The 20,723-nt window shown below is 62.0% G+C and carries 20 protein-coding genes and 1 pseudogene; 15 read left to right on the top strand and 6 right to left on the bottom strand.

Features of this window, described 5'->3' with window-relative positions; genetic code table 11:
- Window positions 1-984 precede the first annotated feature (984 nt).
- From ACV7NL_RS23685 to ACV7NL_RS23675, 3 genes are all read left to right on the top strand, one after another.
- Window positions 985-1,455, top strand: coding sequence for a cupin domain-containing protein (locus ACV7NL_RS23685; protein WP_463357225.1), 471 nt, complete (start codon window positions 985-987; stop codon window positions 1,453-1,455).
- A 104-nt stretch (window positions 1,456-1,559) separates the two neighbouring features.
- Window positions 1,560-1,847, top strand: a complete 288-nt coding sequence (locus ACV7NL_RS23680) for a hypothetical protein (RefSeq protein WP_463357224.1) — start codon at window positions 1,560-1,562, stop codon at window positions 1,845-1,847.
- Between the two features lie 280 nt (window positions 1,848-2,127).
- Entirely contained in the window at window positions 2,128-2,295 is a 168-nt protein-coding gene (locus ACV7NL_RS23675; RefSeq protein WP_463357223.1) for a hypothetical protein, read from the top strand.
- 12 nt (window positions 2,296-2,307) lie between these two features.
- On the opposite strand, the gene ACV7NL_RS23670 is transcribed toward ACV7NL_RS23675, so the two are convergent.
- The 4 genes from ACV7NL_RS23670 to ACV7NL_RS23655 all read right to left on the bottom strand — a co-directional run bounded on the left by ACV7NL_RS23670 (window position 2,308) and on the right by ACV7NL_RS23655 (window position 7,436).
- A protein-coding gene (locus ACV7NL_RS23670; protein ID WP_156633997.1) for an IS630 family transposase occupies window positions 2,308-3,254 on the bottom strand; the annotation gives its coding sequence in 2 pieces (ribosomal slippage) (window positions 2,308-2,915 and window positions 2,915-3,254; 948 coding nt in all).
- Between the two features lie 252 nt (window positions 3,255-3,506).
- Window positions 3,507-5,330 (bottom strand): diguanylate cyclase domain-containing protein, encoded by a 1,824-nt coding sequence (locus tag ACV7NL_RS23665; RefSeq protein ID WP_463357222.1) that lies wholly within the window; start codon window positions 5,328-5,330, stop codon window positions 3,507-3,509.
- Between the two features lie 276 nt (window positions 5,331-5,606).
- Window positions 5,607-6,344 (bottom strand): GGDEF domain-containing protein, encoded by a 738-nt coding sequence (locus ACV7NL_RS23660; RefSeq protein WP_463357221.1) that lies wholly within the window; start codon window positions 6,342-6,344, stop codon window positions 5,607-5,609.
- Window positions 6,345-6,684: 340 nt separating this feature from the next.
- Window positions 6,685-7,436, bottom strand: a protein-coding gene (locus tag ACV7NL_RS23655) for an IS5 family transposase (RefSeq protein WP_463357220.1) whose coding sequence is annotated in 2 segments (ribosomal slippage) — window positions 6,685-7,112 and window positions 7,112-7,436 — 753 coding nt in all. Because the reading frame shifts where the segments join, the coding sequence is not laid out codon by codon here.
- 166 nt (window positions 7,437-7,602) lie between these two features.
- On the opposite strand from ACV7NL_RS23655, the gene ACV7NL_RS23650 reads away from it, so the two are divergent.
- The 4 genes from ACV7NL_RS23650 (at window position 7,603) to ACV7NL_RS23635 (ending at window position 11,326) form a co-directional block, all read left to right on the top strand.
- Entirely contained in the window at window positions 7,603-8,418 is an 816-nt protein-coding gene (locus ACV7NL_RS23650; protein ID WP_463357219.1) for an EAL domain-containing protein, read from the top strand.
- Window positions 8,419-8,445: 27 nt separating this feature from the next.
- On the top strand, window positions 8,446-8,802 hold the full coding sequence (locus tag ACV7NL_RS23645) for a hypothetical protein (RefSeq protein WP_463357218.1): 357 nt from the start codon (window positions 8,446-8,448) through the stop codon (window positions 8,800-8,802).
- A gap of 11 nt (window positions 8,803-8,813) precedes the next feature.
- Window positions 8,814-10,100, top strand: a complete 1,287-nt coding sequence (locus ACV7NL_RS23640; RefSeq protein ID WP_463357217.1) for a sensor domain-containing diguanylate cyclase — start codon at window positions 8,814-8,816, stop codon at window positions 10,098-10,100.
- Window positions 10,101-10,264: 164 nt separating this feature from the next.
- Window positions 10,265-11,326 carry an AMP-binding protein gene (locus tag ACV7NL_RS23635; RefSeq protein ID WP_463357216.1) on the top strand — a complete coding sequence of 354 codons (1,062 nt, stop codon included), beginning with the start codon at window positions 10,265-10,267 and terminating at the stop codon, window positions 11,324-11,326.
- Between the two features lie 630 nt (window positions 11,327-11,956).
- On the opposite strand, the gene ACV7NL_RS23630 is transcribed toward ACV7NL_RS23635, so the two are convergent.
- Both ACV7NL_RS23630 and ACV7NL_RS23625 read right to left on the bottom strand, forming a co-directional pair.
- Complete coding sequence (locus ACV7NL_RS23630) at window positions 11,957-12,325, bottom strand: PilZ domain-containing protein (RefSeq protein ID WP_463357215.1); 369 nt, start codon at window positions 12,323-12,325, stop codon at window positions 11,957-11,959.
- A gap of 31 nt (window positions 12,326-12,356) precedes the next feature.
- The gene (locus ACV7NL_RS23625; RefSeq protein ID WP_463357214.1) at window positions 12,357-13,304 is read right to left on the bottom strand and encodes an HD-GYP domain-containing protein; all 948 of its coding nucleotides are present in this window, start codon (window positions 13,302-13,304) and stop codon (window positions 12,357-12,359) included.
- A gap of 562 nt (window positions 13,305-13,866) precedes the next feature.
- On the opposite strand from ACV7NL_RS23625, the pseudogene ACV7NL_RS23620 reads away from it, so the two are divergent.
- The 8 genes and pseudogenes from ACV7NL_RS23620 (at window position 13,867) to ACV7NL_RS23585 (ending at window position 20,488) form a co-directional block, all read left to right on the top strand.
- Window positions 13,867-14,617: pseudogene (locus ACV7NL_RS23620) on the top strand (IS6 family transposase).
- Between the two features lie 186 nt (window positions 14,618-14,803).
- On the top strand, window positions 14,804-15,058 hold the full coding sequence (locus tag ACV7NL_RS23615) for a hypothetical protein (RefSeq protein ID WP_463357213.1): 255 nt from the start codon (window positions 14,804-14,806) through the stop codon (window positions 15,056-15,058).
- Between the two features lie 976 nt (window positions 15,059-16,034).
- Window positions 16,035-16,757, top strand: a complete 723-nt coding sequence (locus ACV7NL_RS23610) for a thermonuclease family protein (RefSeq protein WP_463357212.1) — start codon at window positions 16,035-16,037, stop codon at window positions 16,755-16,757.
- Window positions 16,758-16,978: 221 nt separating this feature from the next.
- Window positions 16,979-17,925 (top strand): IS630 family transposase gene (locus ACV7NL_RS23605; protein WP_156633997.1). Its coding sequence is split into 2 segments (ribosomal slippage): window positions 16,979-17,318 and window positions 17,318-17,925, totalling 948 coding nucleotides; the frame shifts between segments, so codons are not numbered across the junction.
- A 206-nt stretch (window positions 17,926-18,131) separates the two neighbouring features.
- Window positions 18,132-18,272: a hypothetical protein gene (locus tag ACV7NL_RS23600; protein ID WP_463357211.1), complete on the top strand. Its 141-nt coding sequence runs from the start codon at window positions 18,132-18,134 to the stop codon at window positions 18,270-18,272.
- A 148-nt stretch (window positions 18,273-18,420) separates the two neighbouring features.
- Complete coding sequence (locus ACV7NL_RS23595) at window positions 18,421-19,749, top strand: AmpG family muropeptide MFS transporter (RefSeq protein WP_463357210.1); 1,329 nt, start codon at window positions 18,421-18,423, stop codon at window positions 19,747-19,749.
- Window positions 19,750-19,891: 142 nt separating this feature from the next.
- Window positions 19,892-20,140 carry a hypothetical protein gene (locus ACV7NL_RS23590; protein WP_463357209.1) on the top strand — a complete coding sequence of 83 codons (249 nt, stop codon included), beginning with the start codon at window positions 19,892-19,894 and terminating at the stop codon, window positions 20,138-20,140.
- Between the two features lie 129 nt (window positions 20,141-20,269).
- Window positions 20,270-20,488 carry a hypothetical protein gene (locus ACV7NL_RS23585; protein WP_463357208.1) on the top strand — a complete coding sequence of 73 codons (219 nt, stop codon included), beginning with the start codon at window positions 20,270-20,272 and terminating at the stop codon, window positions 20,486-20,488.
- The last annotated feature ends 235 nt before the right edge of the window (window positions 20,489-20,723 follow it).

Genomic DNA, 20,723 nt, shown 5'->3' with positions numbered 1-20,723 from the left:
GAGATGGCCGACGCGATCGGCCGGGCGCATGGGACTGCGCTGGACGGCTTGGCACGTGCGCTATGGGCTGAGGTCGCAGCAGGGCAATGCTGCGACGAAGACGCTGCGCGGCTAGCTGGGGCGATCGAGGCTCGGAGGGCGTTGGGCAGGGCCACTCAGGCGGTCGCTGGCCGGGGCTTCCTCCCCATTGGGACAACACCTCCGCGAAAGCACCAGCGGCCCCCTGTGCGGCAGGAAGCGATCGAGCGGCGTAGACGCCTTGCCGCGTCCGGCCCTATGCCGTCAGCCCTCGCAGCGCGGTTCACGACGGGCGAGCTGGCCGTGCTCCGCATCGTCGCGGACGAGTTTCAGGCCCGCCAGGTGTGCGACCTGTGTCTCGATGCCATCGCAGCCCGCGCCGGGGTGTCTCGCACGCTCGCTAAGAGCGCGCTTAGGCAGGCCCGACGCCTGGGAATGGTCGAGATCCACGAGAGACGTAGGACGGGCGCCAAAAGTCTTCCAAACCTCGTCCGCGTTGTCGACCGCGAATGGTTGGCCTGGATGAAGCGCGGCGCCTCGCAGGCCAAATCCGGGTCGAACGGCATAGGGGGCAGATTTGCGTCCACCACTGATAGAAGGTTGGTAACTACGGGGACAACCAGGCCAGCGAAGACCTCGCAAGGGGCTGTCGAGATGGGCAAGTCAGCCCGCAAGGGGATCGCTTGAGCTGACAGCCTTCAGACAAGCAGAACCCCCACGCCTACGCAGCGAACGCATTCGGCTTGGCGATAGAGCAAACGGCTCAGAACGGATCATTCAGCAAGTTCAAAGGTTGGCTCGCTCGGAGCCTCACGGACAAAATCTCAATGCCCGGATACATAAAGAGCGCCTAAACCAAGGTCGCCTTCAAGCCATATAGCTGATCAAGCCCATACCCGGGATCAAAGTGCATACGCCAATCACGTTTGATCCCAAGCAGATAAGAAACGAACAGGAGGAAATTGAATGTCAAACTACCAATTCGATGAGAGCAACATCACTTGGCGGACGCTGGACTGGCTCCCGCATATCGCGTTCTTCGTCTACAAGGTCGACGAGGAAAACCGCATCGTCGACGTCGTCTTCAAGTTTGCGGCGAACCAAAAGGTGATGCTGCACCGGCACAAGAGCCCATACGTGACACTCGTGATGCAGGGCGAACTCTGGTTCTATCGCGAGGACGGGACCCACAAAGAGACCCGTCCGGCCGGCAGCTACGTGTCGGGCGTAGCGAACGGCGACCCCCACATGGAGGGCGGTGGCGACCAGGACGCCATCGTGTTCTTCAGCAATCGCAACATCGAAGACGCGCTCTATGAGTTCCTCGACGAGAGCGGAAACCCGGTTCAGGTTCTCGGTATCGCTGACTTCAAAGCGCAGCTCGAAGACCAGATCGCGACGGGAACGTTCGCGAAGGTCGCTGCCCGCGCTGCATAGATGCCTGCCTGTTGAACGGTGATTTACCGGGGTTAGCAAGGCATCAGATAGGCTGCGCCCCATTGAAGGGAGTGGCCTACCTTGCAAAGGGTGGAGAGATGACGATGGCGAACGATATGGCTGAGTTGCGAGCTGAGGTATCGGCCTTGCGCGCGTTGGTACTGACCATGGCCCCCATGGTGTTTGGTCAGGAAGGGCTATCGGCCGAGAACGTCGAAGCGTTGGGCGCTGCATTCGCAGAGCAGATCCAGGGCATTAACATCGAAGGCGCCGATCCGGAGATCCTGCAGCGCACACGTGATCTCAAGGCCAGTGCCGTAGCAGACCTGTTCAGTGATGCGGCTGACCAGGTCCGTGCGGGAGGCGACGACGAGCCAGACTTCGGCGGCTGAGCTAAGGTCGCCTTTGCATTGCGCCGCCTCGCAGCCGACGCCATTTTGGCTAGGCAGCGCAGACCGGAGAGCGCGTGACCCTAGGGACGCTCTACCCGCCCATTGCAGCCGCGACGGTCCTCAACGTGTTCCTGTTCGCGTTGGGATGGAAGGGAAGCCTAGATCGAGAAGGAGCGAGGCGAAACGCCTTGCCTCTTGATCGTCGGATGCTGGTCTACTTCAGCGCGGTCACGGCCTTCCTTATCTCGCTCGCCATCGCCCCCTAGTCTCAGGGTTCGACGTGTTCATGGTCGCTTTTGGGGCGCAGGCCATGGGCGGAGCGATCGTCCACTCCTTGTTGCACGCCTTCATTTTCTCACACGGCCAGCGCATGGCCGATCGTGCTTTCGCATTTGTGGGCGCCCTGTTCCTCGCGGGCATCATGGTCGCGGGCGTGCTCGGCTCCTAGAGCGGTTTCCACCTATTCCGGATCGTAACCGGCGGCAGCGAAGTAGTTTGCGCACTCGGTTGGGGTGAAGGCGTCGAGCAGATTGCCGACGACAGTCCAGAGCCGATCGACCGTGCGCTCGGCCGCTTTGCGCAGCAGCGCCTTGAGCTTGGCGAAGGCCATCTCGATCGGATTGAAGTCGGGCGAGTACGGCGGCAGGAAGCGAAGCCGTGCGCCGCTGGCCTCGACGGCGGCCTGGATTGCTGCGCCCTTGTGGGCGGGGAGGTTGTCGAGGATGACGGTGTCGCCGGGCCTGAGGGTTGGGGCGAGCACCTGCTCGACATAGGCCAGGAACCAGTCTCGCGTCATCGGCCCGTCGAGCACCATGGGCGCGCTCATCCCCGACATGCGCAAGCCCGCAACGAACGTCGTCGTCAGCCAGTGGCCATGCGGGATGCCCGAGCGTAGGCGCTGACCGCGAGCACAGCGACCGCGCAGGCGCGCCATACGGGTGGAAAGGCCGGTCTCATCGATGAAGATCAGGCGCTCGGGATCGAGGTCAGGCTGCGCGGCAAACCACGCCTCACGGGATGCGGCCACGTCGGGGCGATCCTGTTCGGTCGCATGCGCCGACTTTTTTTCCATGTCACCGCCCGGCGGGCGAAGAAACGCCACAGCGTACCCAATCCGACCGAGACGCTGCGCTCGGTACGCAGGCGCTCCTGCATCTCGGCAAGCGTGATGTCGTCTTTCTCATCGATGAGGGCGAAGAGGAAGGCTTCGTGCTCGTCGAGCTTGGAGCCAGGTGGACGGCCCTGACGCTGAGCCCGCGTCTCCCCTGTCCTCGTGGCGTGCGCAGCCCAGCGGATCACCGTGGCGATACCGACCCGATAGCGCAGGGCCGCGGCCCGGCGGGACAGACCTGCGCCCACTGCGTCCAGGACGCGAATGCGCAGATCGTGACTGTAGGCACGGGCCATGGCGATCTCCCTGACGAACCTTCAGGGATCAACGCTCACCTCGCCGCAACGACTCAGGGATCGTGGAAAACGCTCTAGCGTGGCTGGGGCTTATCCCTTCCCAGCCGGAGTAAGCTGAAGGTCGGTCAAACGCCTAACCGAAATATTTAGATCTGCGTTCGAGGTGACGCAGATTTTTTAGCTCAGGAAGTCGTCGGAAGCTCATGAAGCCCCATGGGGCTTCAGCTACGCGGTTTGCTCCCCGATCGTTTGTTAGGCGACGATCCGGATCGAGGCGCTCGCCGGGCTTTGATCATGCGCCGTAGAGGCGCCAGGTTCCTTCAGATCCACATTCCCCATCACTTCGCGGGCCTCGTGGCCGATGACGGTTGCTAGCAACTCGGCACGCTTAGCCCAGAGATCTCGCTCCTGCCGTAAGGCGTCGAACTGTTCGCCTTGAACAGCCAGGAGGATACGAACTTCGTCGAGTTCGTTGCGTAGCTCGGTTGTGAGCTGGCGCTCCTGTGCAAGGGCGGCGCGAAGGATGGTCAATGCCGCATCGGGCTTGGCCGTGTGCGCAGGCTTGTCCTTGCCTGTCGGCTGATCATCAGGCAGCCGAGCAGCTGGCATCGAAGCCGCGCCATGACCGGGCTGTTGAGGCTGGCCAAGCTGAGGGAGCTCCGCGCGAACGCGCTCTACATCCAGCCCATAAACCGGCGTGTCGGCTGCCGTGGCCGGCCTCCGTGCTATGCTCGCCACCGGCGGTAGGCCTTCCTCGTCCAGCACGAGCCCGTGCAGCATCGCGAACACGGCGTCGCCATCGAGCCGCGACAGTTCGAACCCGCTCGTGGCGGCGATGCCCTCCCAACGCGTACGACCCGCATCGGACTGCCCAACGAACGCCATCGACCAGTTTGCAAAGCTGCGGCTCTCGGCCGGGCCACACTGCAGGACGGTCACGTCACCGTGGCGGGGATCGCACTGGATCCGCTCGAACGTGCTCTCCACTCCCTGCTGGGGCCCTTCCAGCACCTGCGCGAACGCACCCGCATTGAACATCATCGCACCCGTCACATCGACCCGGGCGTTGTTGCGCTGAGAGGCATCGAGGATCTCGGGCTCGAAGAAGCGATAGGTGGCCCGACCATCGAGCTTGGCGCGGTAGAGGGCCAGATCGGCGTTCTTCAACAGCGCGTCAGCCTCGGTGCCATCGTTCGGCGCCAACGCGACGCCTACACTGGCGCCGATGGTGAGCAGGTGCCCATCGACCATGTAGGTCCGTCCGATCAGGTCCACGAGCCGGCGAGCCAGGGCCTGAGTGTCGGCAGCCTCGCGGATCCCGGTCTGAAGGATAACGAACTCGTCCCCGCCGATCCGCGCGACCGTGTCGGTCGGGCGCACGGTCGAGCGCAGGCGATCGGCGACCTTCTTCAGCAGGGCATCTCCCATCGGGTGACCCAGTGTGTCGTTGACGGGCTTGAACCGATCGAGATCGATCAGCAGGATGGCACACGCTTCTCCGGTGCGCTGCAGCCGACCGACCGCGTCCTTCAGGCGCTCGCGCAAAAGAAGGCGGTTCGGTAGCCCGGTGAGCGGATCATGCCGGGCCATCTCGTCGGCTTGGACCTCGGCGGCGCGGCGTGCGGTGACGTCCTCCAGCGCTACAGCCCAGCGATTGCCTTCGATCGGGTGGAGATGCACCTCCAGGAGTTGCTCCTGAAGTGTGACCTCGAAGGTGTGGGAGATCTGCTCGGAGAAAGAGCGCGGCATTTGCCCCCGCACCTTACCCCATGTGTCCCCGGCCCGGCGCCGCACCATGCGCAGGATCTGCCGAAGGGAGACTCCTTCCAAGATCGAGGTCTCTGAGCCACCCAGGATGTGCAGGGTCTGGCCGGAGGCAAGCAGGACGCGCCCGTGCTCATCGATCAACAGCAGACCGTAGCGCATGGCGTTTAGGTAGGGCAGCAGCACCGCGAACGAGGATGGTGCACGCGCGGCTTCAAAATCGATCGCTGTGTTGAAACGTGGGGCAATGTCAGGGACGGCGCTGAAGGAGGCAGCCATATCGCAGCAATCCGCTTTCTTGGCCGAAAGCATTCCGTCCTTCCTGTGGGATTTGAACGACAGCTTAGGTTTGAGAAGGCGTGTTGGGCTGTGCGCGAGACGCAAGTTGCGAAGCTCAGAGTGCAGATGCAATGAAGATGGCACGTAATCTATGCAATTTTGCCGACGTACTACTGAGCAACAGCACATAATTAATCAGATTTATATTGCGATCGTTATTATTGAAAATAGTCTATTTGCGTCAGGCTCATGAGGAAACGTATTATCCATAGATAAGTCGTCCAATACCAACGCTGGGTTGAATTTTTCTTACGATGATACAGTCTGGACGGGGGCGACCACAATGCAGTTACGGCCGGCGGTCTTGGCTCGGTAAAGCGCCTGATCGGCCTCGACATACAGTGCTTGGAATGACTGGTTCGGCATGCGAGTTGCTACCCCAGCCGAGATCGTAATGGACACGATCGTCGAGCCAACATGGACTGGCGTCCGGGCTATCGTTCCCCGGAAGGCATCGATCTGTCGAAGCAGGCCCTCTTCATCGCAGCCGTTGGAGAGCAACGCGAACTCTTCGCCCCCAAGACGACCGATCCGACCGATCGCGCCCAGCTCACGCCGCATGATGTCGGCAACAGCACAAATGACGTGATCACCCACAAGATGTCCGTGACGATCATTGACGGATTTAAAGTGATCGATATCGACGATCATGAGCGCCATCAGCGTTGAACGATCCTCCACGCCATCGAGCAAGGCGCGGCGGTTCAGCAAACCGGTCATCGGGTCAGTTTGGCTTGCCCGGAAGAGCGCAAGATGCGCCTTGCCGATTGCGCGCGTGACTGGTGCGGCAACGACGATCACGACGAGAACTGTGATCACCCACGATCGGATAGCCGAGGGCCAATCCTGGAAGAAAACGAGTTGCTGAACGATATCCAATGCGAGTGCGACGCCGATGCAGAAGGCGGTGGTTCGGATCGTATATAACCAGAGATCTCGCTCCGTCGCGATGCGGATTTTTCGAAGTGGATTAAGGGCGAGCGCCATCGCAAAGAAAACCGCCAGAACATTACATGCGCATTCGCCTACCCAGACTGATTGAACCAAACCACAAAATTCAGTGTAAATAATGCATAAATTCAGTTCTATTGGTGCCAATCAGAAAAATGATCGACAAACTTTTGTAGATTCTTGCTGTGGGCGCACCGTGCAACATCATTTATATGCTATGTCGTTAATAGAAACATACAATAATACGGTTTGAAATTCTGCATCGATGGTCCGACATGCTTGCTGATGACTCAGACGTCGTTGCGCGAGCGCCACGCGCAGAGACCAATTGGATTGCTATCATTCGCACGTTAGGGTCAGGACTTATTGGTCATAGCTAGAAGATGACGGTGGCAGCGAGGACGATGGCGGAGAAGAAGACTGTGGGGCATCGGTCGTAGCGAGTGGCGACGCGGCGCCAGTCCTTCAGACGGCCGAACATGATTTCGATGCGGCCGCGGCGCCGGTAGCGGCGCTTGTCGTATTTGACCGGCTCGTTGCGCGATCTGCGACCCGGGATACAGGGCTGAATGCCTTTGGCTTCCAAGGCATCCCTGAACCAGTCGGCATCATAGCCGCGGTCGCCGAGCAACCACTGCGCCTTGGGCAGGTCGTCAAGCAGGGCTGCTGCGCCGGTGTAGTCGCTGACCTGCCCAGCGGTCATGAAGAAGCTCAAGGGCCGCCCATCCGCATCGCTGACGGCGTGCAACTTCGTGTTCATGCCACCTTTGGTGCGACCGATCAGGCGCCCAAGGCCCCCTTTTTAACCCGCAGGCTCGATGCCGTGCGATGCGCTTTCAGGTATGTCGCGTCGATCATGACGGTCTTCGGTACAGCCTCCGCTGCTGCGAGCCCCTCCATCATGCGCAGAAAGACACCCCGCTCACCCCACCGCTTCCAGCGGTTGTAGAGCGTCTTGTACGGGCCATACGCGCTCGGCGCATCACACCAGCGTAGCTCGTTGCGGTTGACAAAAACGATGCCACTCAGCACCCGTCGGTCATCAACACGAGGCTTGCCGTGGCTCTTGGGAAAGTAAGGCACCAGGCGCGCCATTTGCTCGTCCGTCAGCCAGTACAGCTCGCTCATCCACGGTCTCCTTACGGAGCCTGAATCAGATTGCGCCGCTTACATCAATGGGTCCTGACCCTAGACCGCTGCCGCGCTCTCACTCGCGGTTTTCATGCGTCGTTTCATTCATGATGCGCAAAGTAGTGCCGTGTGATCGTCCTGAGGACTACGGCTTGAGGAAGCTATGATGAGCAAAGTCGGGTGTGCGGGATGCAAGGACGGCGAGGCACTGCCCTTCGCCTTTACCATGGCGTTCCACCCCATCGTCGACGTTTTCCACGCAAGAGTCTGGGGTTACGAAGCCTTAGTAAGAGGGACCGAGGGTCAGGGCGCCGGTCAAATCCTCGGGATGGTCGACGACACCAACCGTTACAAGTTCGATCAAGCCTGCCGCGTCAAGGCGATCGAGCTTGCGGGCGCTCTGCTTCCCAATGCCGAGACCCGGCTCTCGATCAACTTCATGCCTACCGCCGTGTATGAGCCGGCTGCCTGCATCCGTGCAACGCTGGAAGCGGCCAGACGCGTCGGTTTTGCGCATCGGCAGATCATGTTCGAGTTCACTGAGAACGAGCGCATGACCGATGTCGCTCACGTGCAGCGTATCATCACCGAGTATCGCAAACATGGCTTTGCCACCGCGCTCGACGATTTCGGTGCGGGCTACGCCGGTCTCAATCTGTTGGCGAGCTTCCAGCCAGATTTTATCAAGCTCGACATGGAGCTGATCCGAGGCATCGCCACCTCGGCGGCTCGTCAGACCATCGTCGCCTCTGTGGTTGCGATGGCTCGCACGTTGGGGGTGGCAGTGATCGCTGAGGGCATCGAGACGGAAGCCGAACTGGCGACGCTCCGGGCAACCGGGATCGCTCTGTTCCAGGGCTATCTCTTCCCCAAACCAGCCGTGGCCAGTCTGCCATTGGCGTGGTTCCCTCAGCCTGACAGCGTGGGTTCAAGCCCTACATCGGCTGCCACCGCCGCGATCTCTGCACACGCAGCTTGAGCAGCACGGAATGGAAAAGGCGCTGCCATGCACTCCTTCGAAGCCATTACCCTCAACGCGTTCGACACCATGGGGACGGAACAGCTGGATACGCTGTCTTTCGGGGTTGTCGGCTTGTCATCAGAAGGGTTCGTCGAGATCTACAATGCAACGGAGGAGCGCCTCGCAGGCCTGCCTCGCGAGAGAGTGATCGGTACGCATTACTTCTCCGTGACGGCTCAGTGCATGAACAACTTCATGGTGGCTCAGCGCTTCGAGGATGAAGCGGAGATTGATGCGATCATCGATTACGTGCTGACCCTGCGCATGCGGCCGACCCCGGTACGTCTTCGTCTCCTGAAGGCGTCAGGAATGAAACGGCACTTCATTCTCATCCAACGCTGAGCGAGGCTGCCATGACCTCCGAGCTCGAAGCCGAGAACGCGGCTCTGCTGCAGTTCCTATATGCCTGTCCAGCCGGTCTGATCGAATTCTCTGCTTCGGGCGGCATCGGCATGGTCAATCCGGCTGCCATGAACCTTCTTCTGCCGATTGCAGGGCGTCCCTTCGTCACCAACCTCTTCGAGGTGATGGAGAGCTGCGCCCCCGAACTGCGCAACATGATCCAGCGGTTTGAGCCCGTTCACGGTGCGATCTGTGACGGTCACCGCATCGTCACCGGGCGCGGAGACCGAGCGCTGGTTCTGGCCTGCAGCGTCGTGAAGTTGACCCAGGAGCGCTACATCGCGACCTTGTCAGATGTCACCGAGCAGGTCGCCCGAGAGCGGCGCTTGAAGCAAGCGGAAGCGTGGTTTGCTTCGCTACTCGACGGTGTCGATGACGTCGCCGTGCTCTCGCTCGATGCGAGCGGCTGCATCGACGCGGTCACGGAGTCTTTTGTGCGTCAGACAGGCTTTGCCGAAGCCGAGTTGCTGGGGCGTCGCTTCGAGGCCTTTGACCGCCCGGACCGCGCCTCGGCGATGCCGCTACCCGGCGAGGCCATCGCGATCGCGCGCCGCGACGGTTGGCACTTGCACGAGGGCTGGCATGCTCGCGCCGATGGCGGACGCTACTGGTGCCAGCGCCTGGTTGCCGTGCGCGATCATGCTGAGGAGCCTTCGGCTGGCTTTACCCTGGTGATGCGGGCGGTGACGCGGCAAGGAAAGGATGCTGCTGATCTGCGAAGGATGCTGACCCGCGATCACCTCACGGGTGTCAGCAATCGAGCGCATTTCTTCGAGGCGGCGGAACGTCAACGCGTGCGATCGCTCCAGGCCGGGGAATCGATGGCCGTCATCGTCCTCGATGTCGATCATTTCAAGCGCGTGAACGACGGGTACGGACACGCGGCTGGGGACACGGTGCTTCGTGAAGTGGCACGGCGTTGCGAGGCCGAGCTGCGCCCGGAGGACATCTTCGCACGCCTCGGCGGCGAGGAGTTCGTGGCGCTCCTGCCAGGTGCCACTCTTCCAGTGGCGGCTGTGACAGCCGATCGCCTGCGCATGGCACTTGCCTACGCAGCGGTGGATTGCGGCGAGACCCAGCTGAGCATCACCGCGAGCTTCGGCTGCAGTGCCCTCGATGTGATGCCAGCGGCTTCCCTCGCCGAACTCCTCGCTGCGGCCGACGCAGCCCTATATCAAGCCAAGCGTAGCGGCCGTAATCAGGTGATCTCATTCAAAGCCGATCAGGTCGCTGCCTGATCGCACTGGACCCATTGATGCTCGCCCGCTCATCGCTCAGGACCGTTCTGCAGAGCCTACTCAGCGCAGAGCTCCTCGCTACGCGTGGCCGCGGCAATCCAGGTGCACGATTGCCGGCCCATTTACCGACGGAGTGGCCTGAGGCCACACGCATCGGAAGCGATATGGCATCCGGCCTGGGTTGCGACTCGATCGAGACGTTGTGGCTCGCATCAGCTATCAACGAGATGTTCCACCTGCACGAGGCGAGTGGTGAGGAGAAGCTGCTCTCCGATGCAACGTTCGGCGATTGGATCGATCGCATTGAGGCGGCTTGGCGATCTGGCGTCGCCATGGTTACTTTCACTACCTCGGGAACGACGGGGCAGCCGAAGCGATGCCCACATACGGCTGAGGCCTTGCACGTGGAAGCCTCGTTCCTCGCAGACCTGTTTCGAGGCAGACGCCGCATCGTGTCCTTGGTGCCGAGCCATCATGCCTATGGCTTCCTGTTCACCGCGCTCCTACCCGACGTGCTCCGAGTTCCACATCTCGATGCAACGCGCCTTGATGCGGCGGAACTGAGCCGACGGCTTGAACCAGGCGACCTCCTAGTCACTTTTCCCGATCGCTGGCGATGGCTGGAGCGCTCTCTCAGGGCGTGGCCTCAAGACGTCGAGGGTGCCGTCTCGACAGCCCCATGCCCTCCAGATTTGATTGAATCGCTCTGTCAGAGCGGCCTCGCGGCAATGACGGAAGTGTACGGGTCCTCTGAGACAGCAGGGGTGGCCGTGCGGCGCTGGCCAACGGCCACGTACCAGCTCATGCCGCATTGGCGCTTTATCGAGCCCGTCCGCGAGGATCTTCCGGAGATCATCCACCAGAGCGGACGACGCTTTCCCCTCCCAGACCGCATCAGCCATCAGGGCCGGGATCATTTCCACCTGGCAGGGCGCCTCGACGGCGCTGTCCAGGTTGGGGGCATCAACGTATTTCCCACCTTCATCGCAGATCGCCTGTCCAGGCAACCGGGTGTCCGCGAAGCCGCCGTCCGCCTCATGCGCTCCGACGAAGGTACTCGCTTGAAGGCCTTCGTTGTGCCAGAACCAGACGCCGACCTTGCAATTTTGCGATCAGATCTTGAGGTTTGGATCGGCGTTACTCTGCCCGCGGCCGAGCGGCCGATGGCAATCACCTTTGGTGCCTATCTCCCAACCGGCATGATGAGCAAGGCAACGGACTGGTGACCTTGCCTTTCGAACGGGACGGCTTAAGCCGCACCTGTAGCTTTGACGCGGCGCGAGCAGGGCTGTGAACGATGACTGATGAGGAGATGGCCGTCGCGATCGGCCGAGCGCACAGGTCCGCGCTCGATGAGTTGACGCGCACCTTATGAGCTGGGGGGGGCGGCAGGAGAGTGCTGCGACGAAGACGCCGCGTGGCTCGCCGGCGCGATTGACGCTTGAAGGGCGTTAGGCAGAACCGCTCAGGCGGTCGCTGGCCGGAGCTTCCTCCCCATGGGGACAACACCTTCGCGAAAGCACCAGCGGCCCCCTGAGCAGCAGATAGCTATCGAGCGCCGTTGACGCTTTGCCGCGTCCGGCCCCATGCCGTCAGCTCTCGCAGCACGGTTCACGATGGGTGAGCTGGCTGTCTGAAGAAGGGCGCTACCATCGCAGTGCCCTTTTGCGTTAAATCAAGATGCTGACTCAGATCGGTGCCGGGCCGAGCCGAGCCGGTCGGTCAGTCGGGCAAACTGCGGTCGCGGATGTTTGCCAGGAACTGATCGCGCAGGCGGAGCGCACGCGCGCATCGCTGCCGGCCCCAAGTTTGAGCTGGCGCAGATCGGATCGCCGGCTTTGCGTTTCAAGCCTCACTCAGAAGCTAGACACCCGACTCCGACGAACACCGATCGCTTTGTAGGAAGCGTCTGCATCTTGCGGCCTCGTCTCAACGGCTTGTTCAGCCTTCGGAACAACTTTGCCGAATTGCTCGATATGGACGCCAACGAAGTTGCCTTTGCGCCACGCGAGGGAGACGCGACAGACGATGTCCTTCCCGACTATCTTCAGCATGAAGACATTTGGGAGAGGGCAAGAAGCAGGTACGCCGATCCTTGCGCCAGTCTTCGAAACATCTTTCACGTTGCAGGGTATTTCAACTCCATCCAACGTGCGAATGATGGCAATCCAGTTGGTGTCAGCGCGCGGTGCTCGCACAATAACATCTGAGTTACTATCAACCATGTCGTAGCTCCTTCGATGTTTATGTCTGAGGCTAGGTATTGGCGGCTGATTGGCCTGTTTGCGGGGAGCCCGCGATCACGGAAAAAGGGCTGAAGGCTCGGACCAAGTCGCCATCGAGCTTGCCGATCAAGCTTTCGAGAATGGCGTAGGCGCGCTCGGCGCTCATCGGAGCCTTGTAAGGCCGGCGCTCAATCAAGGCGCCATACACGTCACAAACACTCACTAAACGCACTAGGTCAGGGATCTCTGAGCCCGCCAGTTGATCCGGATAGCCCGAGCCGTCCAGGGCCTCGTGGTGCCAGCGCACCACCGCGAGCATCTCCTCGGAAAAGCCGTTGCTCTCTAGCATCTCGTATCCGTAGACGGGATGCTTCTGCATGATCCCGCGTTCCTCGGGCGTCAGCGCACCCGGCTTGTTGAGGATGGAGGCAGGGATCTTTGCCTTGCCGACATCGTGCAGAACCGCGGCCTGGGTCAGACGCTGACAGTCAGCCTCACGCAAACCAAGAGACTGAGCAAAACCTGCAGCCAAGCCCGCCACGAGGAGGCAGTGCTGGTGCGTGGCGTCATCGAATTGCCAAACCACTTTGAGCCAGTCGCGGATGCCAGTGTCGCGAACGGCTGCCTCGACGAACTGCGTTCCCCTAGCGACCAAGCCTGGATCGATTCGAGCGCCGTCGCGCCCAGCATCGAAGATGCGCGAGAGCACTGCATCAGCCGCAATGATGTTCGGCGGAACGGTGCTAGAGTCCGCTGCGGCAGCGCCTGTGGCCTGAGAGACTACTTTCAGCAGATCACTGGTGATGGCAGCAGCAGGCAGGATGTGGGTCGCTCCAAGGGCGGTGGCTTGAATGGTCGCCCGCGACGTCTCCTCACGCAAAAGGCACAGGAAAGGCAGACCTATTGCCTTCAGGGGCTGCAGCTCACAGCGAAGCGCCGCGATTGTTGCCGATTGAAGGAGCGATGCGTCGCTGAGCACGGCTCTAAGCGTTGTAGGATTGGCCGCATCGCTGCATGGCTCTGGATCGAGAAGGTCACGGACAATGCAGGGGGCTAACGTGCTGAGGGCGCGAGCCAGACCTTTGCTCCGAGCCGGCGAGTCTGTGAGGAGCAGAAGGGCTGCGGAGTGCGGCTCACGGCCGAGTTGCTGAGGCTGCACGGAAGGTGAGAATAGCACGCTGTGTGTCTCGCTCCGAAAGAGACGCTGACAGCGGTCGTCCCACCGAATGATGAAGTTTCGATGAGTGACTTCGGCCCTCCCCGGTTATCCGGGCGATGAGCTAACCCGCGACCTCGGTTCCGTGTGAAGATACATATCCTGTGGTCAGATGCTGTTCAGCGACGCGGCCATGACAGTCTGACCGTCCCGCCCTGCGGGCACGAAATACATTCGAATAGCCGGCATCACGGCTGCTAGGATCAATGTCTCATTTTAGGCCGGGCAGTGACGAGAAGGGCCTGTCGCAAACGCGAATGCGCCTTCGTTCACGGATCGTTAGCCATCCCTGACCAGCTTGCCGCCTCCGCCTTGGAGCCGGCCCATGATCCTGTCCGCTATCGCCGCCAAGCTGAAGCAGCGCTCCAAGGCTGACTTTAAGGGCCGGCACTACGAGGCGTCGCTCATCGTGCAGGCCGTCTCCTGGTCTGCGCTATCCGCTGAGCTACCGCGATATCGAGGAGTTGTTCCTGGAGCGTGGTCTGGAGGTCGATCACAGCACCCTGAACCGCTGGGTCTTGGCCTACGCGCCGCTGATCGAGAAGCGGTTGCGGCAGTTCCGCAGACCGCACTGCGGCTCGGTCCGGATCGACGAAACGTACATCAAGGTGCGAGGTGAGTGGCGCTACCTATACCGGGCCGTCGATAAGCACGGGAACCCTGTCGACTTCGTGCTGACTGCCAACCGCGATCTCGATGCGGCCAAGCGCTTCTTTCGCAAGATGCTTTCGGCCGAGCCGTTGCACGCCCCAGACCGCATCGGCACGGATGGCGCCGGCACCTACCCGCGGGCCATCGCCGAGAGCCGGAAGGCGGGCCTGCTGCCGGGAACGCCGATCCACTACGTTACCAAGCATCTGCAGCAGGGGATCGAGAGCGACCACTTCCGAGTGAAGCGGTCGATGCCGCGGGTGGGCGGCTTCCGCTCGTTCAACACGGCGCGACGCACGATCCAGGGCTTCGAGGCCATGCTGTGGCTGCGCAAGGGCTTCGGCTTTGCCGGCGCATGGACCGTGCGCGAGCAAAACCGGATGCTTGCTGTCTGCTTCGGACTTCCACAGGCGAACAAAGCATGAAAACTGGGAGGTAGAGGCCTTTCTGCGCCCTATACCCAAGCTTGCGACAGGCCCCGTGGATCGCGGCTCGATTGGTCGGCTTGGTATGTCGAAGTGTACGACGCGAAGGGGCGGGCCGTGCTGACCAAGGCGTTCACCGACGTCCGCTATGATCGCCGGAGTGCACGGGGCTGAGGGGAAGCGACCATGGCGATGAAGACGACGTTTGTGGTCCAGACCTTTATCGTCAAGCGCAAACGCCTCGTGCCTGGCGACCGCGAGGTTACTCCTACCGAGAGCGGAGCACTCAAGAAGGCCGAAGCGATGGCCGGCCGAATGCCGGGTACTGCAGCGCTCAAGATCGTCGCCGATGACGAGACCGGGGAGCTGGAAAGCGCGACGATCCTTGGGCAGTTCGGCGAAGTCCCGGAGGACTTCGCTGAGAGCTTGCAGGGCGGCTAACGCGTCTAATGCCACTGCTCCAAAGCTGTGCGCTCTAGGAACGAGTGAGGCCCGCCCCGCGCGACACGGAACGGGCCTCATGTGGGCTTCACCCTACGTCTCACCTGGCCCGAGGCCAGAGACCGCAGCTCCGGAGAGCCCTGACACGCTCCGCGGCAGCGGGCCATACGATCAAGTGCGATGAGGCTGTATACAATAGATAGCTGGAAAAAATCAACAACCTACTTGAGGCTCAGCGGTTTGTAATAAACTGTAGCTCTCTAGAGTGGTTTGTCACGTCCATCCACATATGAGCTTCGACCACCTATCAACAACTCTTGCCAACGACGGCAGCTAAAACAGCTCGACAATCTCACTCTGAGACCTGCATCATCGTGCGAAAGGGAGGAAGCACCATGCTTCGCCGTGTTCGCCTAATCGGCTTCTCGCTCTGCATCCTCACAGCAGGGGGACTGGTCGCAGCTGATACCGCCGAGGCGCGCGGACGCCGCGGTGGAGGTGGCGGGGGCAGGGGCGGCTTCTGCAACGTATGCGGCTGCAAAGGTGGCCCTGGCTATCGCGCCCCGGACGGGAAGTGCGTCGGCAGGCGCAACATAACGAAGCTCTGCGGCTCTCCACCTTCAAAGCGCTGTAAGCGTGAAAGCTGATAGGTAAAGCCCATGGAGCAGATAGCAATTATTGGGCTCGACACTCTCACAAATGTTCTAAACAGCCTAACTAGACTCATTGAACTTTATCCTTGGGTTGGACAAGCTATTCTCTTTTTGCCTGTATTTCCAGCGGTGTTTCAGCGCTCTGTTCTGGGGGTCATACTATCCGCGGCGCTAGCATTCGCGGCCCTCATTGCCTTTATCGGCAGCAGTCAGATTTTTGGAATGGCTATCTGGGGTGCTGCTTGGGGCATCTCGATTGCGTTCGCCAAAGCTAGGAAGGAGAAGAGGCGGCTGAAGCGGTCGAGGGCCCAACAGGTCCCGGCATGAGAAGGCCGTTTGTAGCTGCCATCTCCAGCCTACTGCTTATCAGTTCGGCCTACGCTGATCCGATCGCCGGCCGAGCCAGCGTCACGGATGGCGACACCCTCGTGATCCGTGACACCAAAATCCGGATGCACGGCATCGACGCGCCGGAGAGTGCGCAGCTCTGCCAGACCGCAGTGGGCAAGGAATACCGCTGTGGCCAAGCCGCTGCCCTGGCGCTCTCCGATCGGATCGGAGACGCCACGGTGACGTGCGAGCCTCGTGACATGGACCGGTATGGCCGCACGGTCGCGGTGTGTCGAATGGGCACCGAGGATCTGAACGGCTGGATGGTCGCCCAGGGACATGCGATCGCCTATCGCCGGTACTCGACGGACTATGTCGAGGCCGAGGACCAGGCGAAGGCCGCCAAGCGCGGGATCTGGGCCGGGTCGTTCACGACACCGGCCGAGTGGCGCAAGGGCGAGCGTGAAATGCGAATGGGGTTCGCTGCCCCTGGTGGCCCGGACGGGCCGATCCCGGCGCCGGCCGCGCGGGTCGGGGCGCCCACGGCCGGCGGCTGCGCCATCAAGGGCAACATCTCCCGCTCGGGCGAAAAGGTCTACCATGTCCCCGGTTCGCGGGATTACGATCGCACTCGCATCAGCGAAGGGGCCGGCGAGCGCATGTTCTGTTCGGAGGATGAGGCAAAAGCAGCCGGGTGGCGGGCTCCACGGGGCTGAGAGCGGCACCCTCGGCAGCTCTGTGACCGCCAAGCGACAGTCGATGTTTTACCTTTGTTCCATAGGCGGAAGGCCTCGCACGGCGCCGTGCATGCAGGCAAATATGGTCGGAGCACACCCGCTTCTGGTCCCCTCCCATGCTGCTAGAGCGTTTTCCACGATCCCTGAGTCGTTGCGGCGAGGTGAGCGTTGATCCCTGAAGGTTCGTCAGGGAGATCGCCATGGCCCGTGCCTACAGTCACGATCTGCGCATTCGCGTCCTGGACGCAGTGGGCGCAGGTCTGTCCCGCCGGGCCGCGGCCCTGCGCTATCGGGTCGGCATCGCCACGGTGATCCGCTGGGCTGCGCACGCCACGAGGACAGGGGAGACGCGGGCTCAGCGTCAGGGCCGTCCACCCGGCTCCAAGCTCGACGAGCACGAAGCCTTCCTCTTCGCCCTCATCGATGAGAAAGACGACATCACGCTTGCCGAGATGCAGGAGCGCCTGCGTACCGAGCGCAGCGTCTCGGTCGGATTGGGTACGCTGTGGCGTTTCTTCGCCCGCCGGGCGGTGACATGGAAAAAAAGTCGGCGCATGCGACCGAACAGGATCGCCCCGACGTGGCCGCATCCCGTGAGGCGTGGTTTGCCGCGCAGCCTGACCTCGATCCCGAGCGCCTGATCTTCATCGATGAGACCGGCCTTTCCACCCGTATGGCGCGCCTGCGCGGTCGCTGTGCTCGCGGTCAGCGCCTACGCTCGGGCATCCCGCATGGCCACTGGCTGACGACGACGTTCGTTGCGGGCTTGCGCATGTCGGGGATGAGCGCGCCCATGGTGCTCGACGGGCCGATGACGCGAGACTGGTTCCTGGCCTATGTCGAGCAGGTGCTCGCCCCAACCCTCAGGCCCGGCGACACCGTCATCCTCGACAACCTCCCCGCCCACAAGGGCGCAGCAATCCAGGCCGCCGTCGAGGCCAGCGGCGCACGCCTTCGCTTCCTGCCGCCGTACTCGCCCGACTTCAATCCGATCGAGATGGCCTTCGCCAAGCTCAAGGCGCTGCTGCGCAAAGCGGCCGAGCGCACGGTCGATCGGCTCTGGACTGTCGTCGGCAATCTGCTCGACGCCTTCACCCCAACCGAGTGCGCAAACTACTTCGCTGCCGCCGGTTACGATCCGGAGTAGGTGGAAACCGCTCTAGCTTCCCGCTCCGTCCTTCAGCAGCACCGTGAGGTCGCCGCCGTGATGGCGACCTACGGGATGTTCCTCGGCGGCATCCTGGTGCTCGCCTGGGCCATCTCCTGAAGATTGGACGCCCAGGGATGATACGCAGGTAGGAACGCTTCCGATCGCAAGTGCTTTGCTCCCCACGACATCCAGGGAGCGAAGCCGTGACCAACGCCGATAAGCCACTGCCCGGCGCTGACCTCCAACCCATCGAGGATGCACCGGAGCAGCCTGAGAAGAAGTCGCCTACGATCCCGGAGGAAGACAAGCCGGAGATCAAGGACACTGAGGTGCAGCCGACTTAGGCCGGCGCAGTGCTGCTGCCTACCGAATGAAAGGAGCCCCGGACCGCTTAGCGGCCGGGGCTTCGTTCGTTGGTCGCGGGCTGAGGATCAACACGGATAACATCAGCTGAGCCTGTCTCGGACGGGCAGGGGGCGGAGAGAGCCGAGCATGAGCCAAGCGGTTGTGGCAAAACCTAAGGCGACGCCCTTCTGGTCGGCGCTGTTCACCGATCGACGGATCGCACCAGCCCTTGGCCTCGGCTTTACGTCAGGCATTCCGTTCCTTCTCGTCTACTCGACGCAGTCGGCTTGGCTCTCTGACATTGGGATCTCGATTGCGACCATCGGGCTCCTGAGTGAGCTGACGCTTGCCTACAAGTTCAAGTTCCTGTGGGCGCCCTTCCTCGACCGGTACGATCCGCCCCTCCTCGGACGCTTCCTGGGCCGAAGACGCAGCTGGATCGTTGTCGCGCAGCTCGGCGTCATGGCGGCATCCGCAGGCATCGCCTTCGGCGATCCTGCGCATCAGCTCGCCTGGACGATTGCCTTCTCGCTGGCCCTCGGTTTCGCTGGTGCAACACTCGACCTTGTCATTGATGGCTGGCGCATCACCAGCGTGCGACCTCCCGAGAAGCAGGCGGTGCTCTCATCCTGGACGGAAATCGGCTGGAGGCTCGGCAACCTCGCGGCGGGGGCAGGCGCGTTGTTCCTGGCCGATAGGATTGGCTGGCGCGGTGCCTACCTTTGCATGGCCGCGCTGATGCTCCCGGGTATGCTGGCCGCCGTACTCGCGCCCGAGCCGCCCTCGGACAAAACTCCCCATCTAGCCAGATCAGGCTTCCTCGACACGATCTGGGCGCCAATCCGCGAGTTGCTAGCTCGGCTGGGACCGATGGCGCCGGTTATCCTATTGCTCGTCGCCGGCTTCCGTATGCCCGGCTACGTCGCGAGTGCGATGGCCATTCCGCTGTTCAAGCACCAGGGTTTCTCGAACACCGACATCGCCACCGTCACCAAGCTCTTCGGCTTCTGGATCGCTCTGGGCGGCACCTTCCTGGCCGGCGCCCTCATCCCGCGGATCGGCATGTTGCCGAGTCTCCTCATCGGCACTGTGGCCGGCTCGGCCTCGCATTTGAGCCTTGCGTACCTCGCTGCGCACGGGGGTGACGGCGGGACGGCGTTCTGGACATTTGCGACCGCCGTTGGCGTCGAGGGCTTCGCCTACGCCTTCGCGTCGGTCGTGCTGATCACCTACATGTCGACCCTGGCATCAACGGATCATGCAGCAAGCCAGTTTGGGCTCCTGACGTCGCTCTGCGCCTTCCCGGGCAGCGTACTGGCAGGCTTCTCCGGCTTCGTGATCGAGCACACGGGCTTCACTTGGTTCTTTGTCGCGACGTCGTTGATCGGGCTGCCGGTGGCAGCGCTTGCCGTCTACGTCTGGGCCAAGGTCGGCATCTCAGACGAATCTGCTTCACGGCCCGCTGACGCGCAGTGACGGACATGACTCTGGCCGAGTGCGCCGCGCTCTCACTCCGGTCCCGACGCCGCCAATCCTAAAGCGCAAGCTCCGCAGCAGCTACGGATAGCAGTGTACTTCCCACCATGCGCACCTGCGTCTTCGGGTTGTGGGAAGCACGATGAACATGCGGGCCGATTTCGACACGTTTGCTGCCGAACTGCTCGACCAAATCGATGCGGTTCAGACGCTTTCGCGTGCCCTTGCAACCACGGCTCCCGGACGTGAAATGCCTTTCGATGTCGGTCTGGATACGCAAAAGCCAGCTGTCGAGGCAGGCGAGCAAAGCTCCCCCTCCTGCCTCGACAACCGGCCTCTTGGCGAAGCAAAATCAGCGAGCTTTGCAGCTCGTGTTACCAACGGCTCATGAGCGTAGCGGTTCGCTGCATCACGACGCGTAAAAGTGCGTATGGTGAACGTCTGCGCTGCTCTTGGCTCGCCCCAGGTAGCGACGGCTGTCCGGGCGAACTACCGTCGCCCCAGCGTTAGCGGGAGCCCCATGACCGGCCAACGATCCGCCGACTTCCTCGCTGTCATTGTGGAGAACAGAGATCTGCGCCAGCAGCTCGCGGACGTGCAGGATCAGTGCGTAGAATTGGCGGTCGACGCAGGGGAGCTTCACGCAGAGATCGAGATCTTGCGCGCCCGGCTAGCCCAGGCCGAGAAGGATCGCGACGCCTGGCGCACGGAGGCGGAACAGAGCCGGCGCGCGGGCTGAAATTGCTAGGGAGTTATCCACCGACGCCCTTGGCTGCCGCAGACCCGCGAGGTAGTTCTTCCTGGCGCGACGCAGTAGTGCCCCCCGCTCACGTCGCGCAATCCGGCCGTCCTGGCTTTGGCAAAACTCCGGGGACGCGGCGGGTAAAGGGCAGGGGCCGCTTAAGCGCCCCTGCCCGCCCGAGGCTTGGGTACGCTTCCAGATCAAAATCTGGCGTATCGCGGTAGCGGAGATT

It is taken from the genome of Methylobacterium sp. Ger2507 (genome assembly GCF_055231875.1).
This window is presented reverse-complemented; position numbering and strand designations above follow the sequence as displayed.